Below are 4,257 nucleotides of genomic sequence, written 5' to 3'. Positions count from 1 at the left end.
CGCTGGGGGAGGGGCTCAGACGTTGTCGGGGTGGCCGATGGCCAGGCCGCTCTGCGGGTCGAAGAAGTGCAGCTGGCTCACGTCCACCGACAGGCTGACCGGCTGACCCGGGCGCACGCTGCTGCGGGGGCTGACCCGGGCGGTGAACAGCGAGGTGTTGCCGCCCAGCGGCAGGCCGTCGCCCTCACCCTCCTCACCCGCGGCGTCCTTGGCCAGGGCGGCGGCGTCCTCGTGGCGCACCGGCGGGGCGTCCACGGTGAAGATCACGTTGATCTCCGTGCCCAGCTCCTCGGTCACGCTCGCCTTGACCTGGATCTGCGGGTCGCCGTTGCCGTCCAGGTCGGCGTCGTTGAAGTCCGAGGGGCGGATGCCCAGGATGAGGCTGCGGCCCAGGTAGTCGCGCAGGCCCTGGCGCGCCTCCAGGACGCTCGCCGGGACCGGCAGCTTGTGCTCGGCGAAGGTGAGCACCGCGCCGTCGCCCTCGGCGACCAGCTCGGCGTCGACGAAGTTCATCGCCGGGGAGCCGATGAACCCGGCCACGAACAGGTTGACGGGGGCGTCGAACAGGCGCTTGGGGGTGTCCACCTGCTGGAGGCGCCCGTCGCGCATCACCGCGACCCGGTCGCCCAGGGTCATGGCCTCGATCTGGTCGTGGGTGACGTAGATGGTGGTGACGCCCAGGCGCTCGTGGAGCTGGTTGAGGGAGGCGCGCATCTGCACGCGCAGCTTAGCGTCCAGGTTGGACAGCGGCTCGTCCATGAGGAACGCGCGCGGCTCGCGCACGATCGCGCGGCCCATGGCCACACGCTGGCGCTGACCGCCGGAGAGGGCGCCCGGCTTGCGCTTGAGGTAGGTCTCCAGGCCCAGCATCTCGGCCGCCTCCTTGACACGGCGCGCGATCTCGGGCTTGGCCACCTTGCGCAGCTTGAGGCCGAAGGCCAGGTTCTGCTCGACGGTCATGTGGGGGTAGAGCGCGTAGTTCTGGAAGACCATCGCGATGTCGCGGTCCTTGGGCGGGCGGTCGTTGACGATCTCGTCGCCGATGACCAGCGTGCCGCCCGTGATCTCCTCCAGGCCCGCGATCATGCGCAGCGCGGTGGACTTGCCGCAGCCGGAGGGGCCGACGAGCACCATGAACTCGCCGTCCTCGATCTTCAGGTTCAGGTTGTCGACGGCCTTGACGTCGCCGCCGTAGATCTTGTCAACGCCATCGAGGACGATCTCCGCCATGGTTGTCAGCTCCCGGGCCGGGGTCGAGATGTGGGGTGACGCGGATCATCGGGGCGTCCGCGCCGCCGACCTGGAACTTTCGCAATTGATCGAACCAGGCCGTTGTGCTGATCACATCAGACATGATCCTGATCGAAAAGTCCATACTTGAGTCGATGTCGATCCGATTGCGGTCAGACACAAACCCCGTCCGCCCAGCTGGCGTGGCGGCCCCAGGTGCGTTAGCCTGTCCGACGGTTCCTTCCTTTCTCCCCTCCACGCCCTCGGGGCGGCGGCCACGACACGGCAGCCGGGTTGAGGCATCGGGTCGGGGAGTCTGGGTAACCTAACGACCAGTCCAGCACTGGACGGACCGGTTGTGCGGCCCCCACTCGTCCGATCGGACGCTGCATCACGCGCCAGGTGCAGCTGGGATCGGGTGAGGGGTGGAGTACCGCGACCGGGCGGGGGGTTGGACCCGGAAAAGGCCCGAACATCCAGTAGACAACGGTCTTCCGAGCTCGCCGCCGACGGGACGGAGCCGGTCCGAAGGGTGGCTCGGGCCTTTTCCGCGTCCCCCCATATGCTGACCGCGAGCACCTCTCACCAGCAAGCGGAAAGCGAGCACCCCACGTGGTTGCCGAGCACACCGAGCAGGGCAGCGCCCACGGCTCCGACAGACCCTCGCCGGAACCGGCGGGGCGGGAGCGGACGGCGAACCCGGCACGCTCCTTCGCCTCCGCCTTCGCGCCGGGGCACCGCTGGGGACACCGCGATCTGCTGTGGCGGGTGCTCGCCGCGGTCGGATCCGGTCTGGCCCAGCTCTTCGCGCTGCCGCCCTACGGCCTGTGGTGGCTGGGCCCGCTCAGCGCCGCGCTGCTCGCCCTCGCCGTGGCGGGGGCCCGGACGCGCCGCGCGGCCTGGCTCGGCGCCCTGTCCGGGGCCACGCTCATGGTGCCGCTGGTGCACTGGCAGGACATCTTCGGTATCGACGTGTGGCTGCTCATCGCCGGAGCCGAGACCGTCTACTTCCTGCCCATGGCGATGGGCCTGGCGTTGGCCATGCGCCTGCCCGGCTGGCCGCTGTGGACCGCGGCCCTGTGGGTGGCCCAGGAGGCCGTGCGCGCCCGCTGGCCGCTGGGCGGCTTCCCCTGGGGCAAGCTCGCCTTCGCCCAGCCCGACACGCCCTTCGTCGGCTACGCCGCCCTCGGCTCCTCCGCCCTGGTGACCTTCGCGGTCGCCCTCACCGGCGGCCTGCTGCTGTGGAGCGCGCTGCGCCTGGCGGGCGCCCGTCGGACCGGACACGGTGATCAGGACGACCGAAACGATCGCAACGCCGCGCACGAGGCGGGCACGGGCCGGGGAGGCCCCGCCCGCACGGGCGGCCCGCTGCGGACCGGCTGGGTCCCGGCCGTCCTCGGGCTGGCCGCCGGAGCGGCCGTCGTCGCCGGCGGCGCCCTGGCCCCCGCGATCGGCCGCCCCGACGTCTCGCACACCGTCACCGTCGGCATGGTCCAGGGCAACGTCCCCAACGTCGGACAGATGTCCGTCGCGGGCGAGCGCATGCAGGTCCTCAACAACCACGCCGACGGGGTCCACGAGCTCGCCGACGCCGTCCGCGCGGGGGAGTACCCCCAGCCGGACATGGTGCTGCTGCCGGAGAACGCCAGCGACATCGACCCCTTCCGCGACCCCCAGGCGCGCGAGACCATCGACGCCGCCGCGGCCGACGCGGGCGTCCCCCTGCTGTGGGGCATGAGCCGCTTCAACGACGACGGCACCCGCTACGTCAGCAGCGTGGTCTGGGACCCCCGGAGCGGGCCGGGCGAGATCTACGACAAGCGCTACCTCGTCCCGTTCGGCGAGTACGTCCCCTTCCGCGACTTCTTCACGCGGTTCGTGGCCCGTCTCCAGCAGGTCAGCTCCGACGCCGTCCCCGGCACCGAGCCCGGCGCCCTGGACGTGGGCGGCACCACCCTGGCCGTGGGCATCTGCTTCGACGTGGCCTTCGACCTGCCGGTGCGCGAGTCCGTCGCCGCGGGCGGGCAGGTCATCGTGATCCCCACCAACAACGCCAACTACAACTTCACCGGCCAGACCAACCAGCAGCTGGCCATCACCCAGCTGCGCGCCGTCGAGCACGGCCGCCCGGCGGTGGTCGTCTCCACCAGCGGCGTCAGCGCCGTGGTCAACCCCGACGGGAGCCTGGCCTACAGCTCGCCCGAGGCGGTGCCCGACATCCACGTGGCCGAGCTGGAGGCGATGGAGGGCACCACCGTCGCCACCCGCCTCGGCGCCGCGCCGGAGGCGCTCCTGAGCGCCCTGGGGCTGGGAGCGGTGGTCGTGGCGGTGGTCCTGGGCCGCCGTCGCCGCGCCTGAGGGGGACACGCCCGCGCCGCGCCCGGCAGGCACGGGGCCGACGGAAGGGCTCTGCGCGGGCGCGTGCGGACGCCGAGGACGGCGCATCTGAGGGGCGTTCGCGCTGACGCCCGGCCGGGAAGCACGTGCACGGGGAACCCCGGCGCCCGCGCGCGCGTTCTCTCCTGTAGGGGGAGCTCCCGCCGACGACCCGGAGGATGGTTACGCATGCCGCTGCTGACAGTGCTGGCGCTGATGGCGCTGCCCTTCCTGGAAGTGTGGCTGATGATCGCCGTCGGCGGCTGGATCGGCGTCCCGTGGACGCTGGCCGCGCTGGTCTCGCTGATGGTCCTGGGCGTGGCCGTGCTGCGCCGGGCCGGGACCAGGGCCTTCCGGGACGCGGACCAGGCCATGCGCTCGGGCGAGCAGCCGCGCGGGGGCCTGCTCGACCCGCTCATGCTGATGGCGGGCGGCATCCTGCTCGTGATCCCCGGGTTCATCACCGCCGTGCTCGGCCTGCTGATGGTCCTGCCCTTCACCCGGCCCGTCCTGCGCTGGGCCTTCGCCTCGTGGGCGCGGCGCCGCGTGCGCGGGATGCAGGAGCGGATGAACGAGGAGTTCGTCGTCCGCGGGTCCACCGCCCCCGGCCCGGGGGCGGGTCCGGCCGCGGGGCCGTTCGGTCCCGGCCAG

The 4,257-nt window shown here is 72.4% G+C and carries 3 protein-coding genes; 2 read left to right on the top strand and 1 reads right to left on the bottom strand.

Annotation, left to right across the window (positions count from 1 at the left end):
* Window positions 1–15 precede the first annotated feature (15 nt).
* Window positions 16–1,230: an ABC transporter ATP-binding protein gene (locus DQW06_RS05420; RefSeq protein WP_013152568.1), complete on the bottom strand. Its 1,215-nt coding sequence runs from the start codon at window positions 1,228–1,230 to the stop codon at window positions 16–18.
* A gap of 612 nt (window positions 1,231–1,842) precedes the next feature.
* On the opposite strand from DQW06_RS05420, the gene lnt reads away from it, so the two are divergent.
* Together lnt and DQW06_RS05410 are read left to right on the top strand one after the other, a co-directional pair.
* Window positions 1,843–3,588, top strand: coding sequence for an apolipoprotein N-acyltransferase (gene lnt, locus DQW06_RS05415; protein WP_071621858.1), 1,746 nt, complete (start codon window positions 1,843–1,845; stop codon window positions 3,586–3,588).
* Window positions 3,589–3,795: 207 nt separating this feature from the next.
* Window positions 3,796–4,257, top strand: a 462-nt coding sequence (locus DQW06_RS05410; protein WP_157983350.1) for an FxsA family protein, incomplete at its 3' end; no start/stop codon positions are given.

Source organism: Nocardiopsis sp. TNDT3, assembly GCF_003427465.1.
Lineage (GTDB): Bacteria > Actinomycetota > Actinomycetes > Streptosporangiales > Streptosporangiaceae > Nocardiopsis > Nocardiopsis dassonvillei.
This window is presented reverse-complemented; position numbering and strand designations above follow the sequence as displayed.

Coding starts and splice junctions, on each gene's coding strand:
- DQW06_RS05420 (WP_013152568.1), bottom strand. CDS start 1,230: ATGGCGGAGATCGTCCTCGATGGCGTTGACAAGATCTACGGCGGCGAC.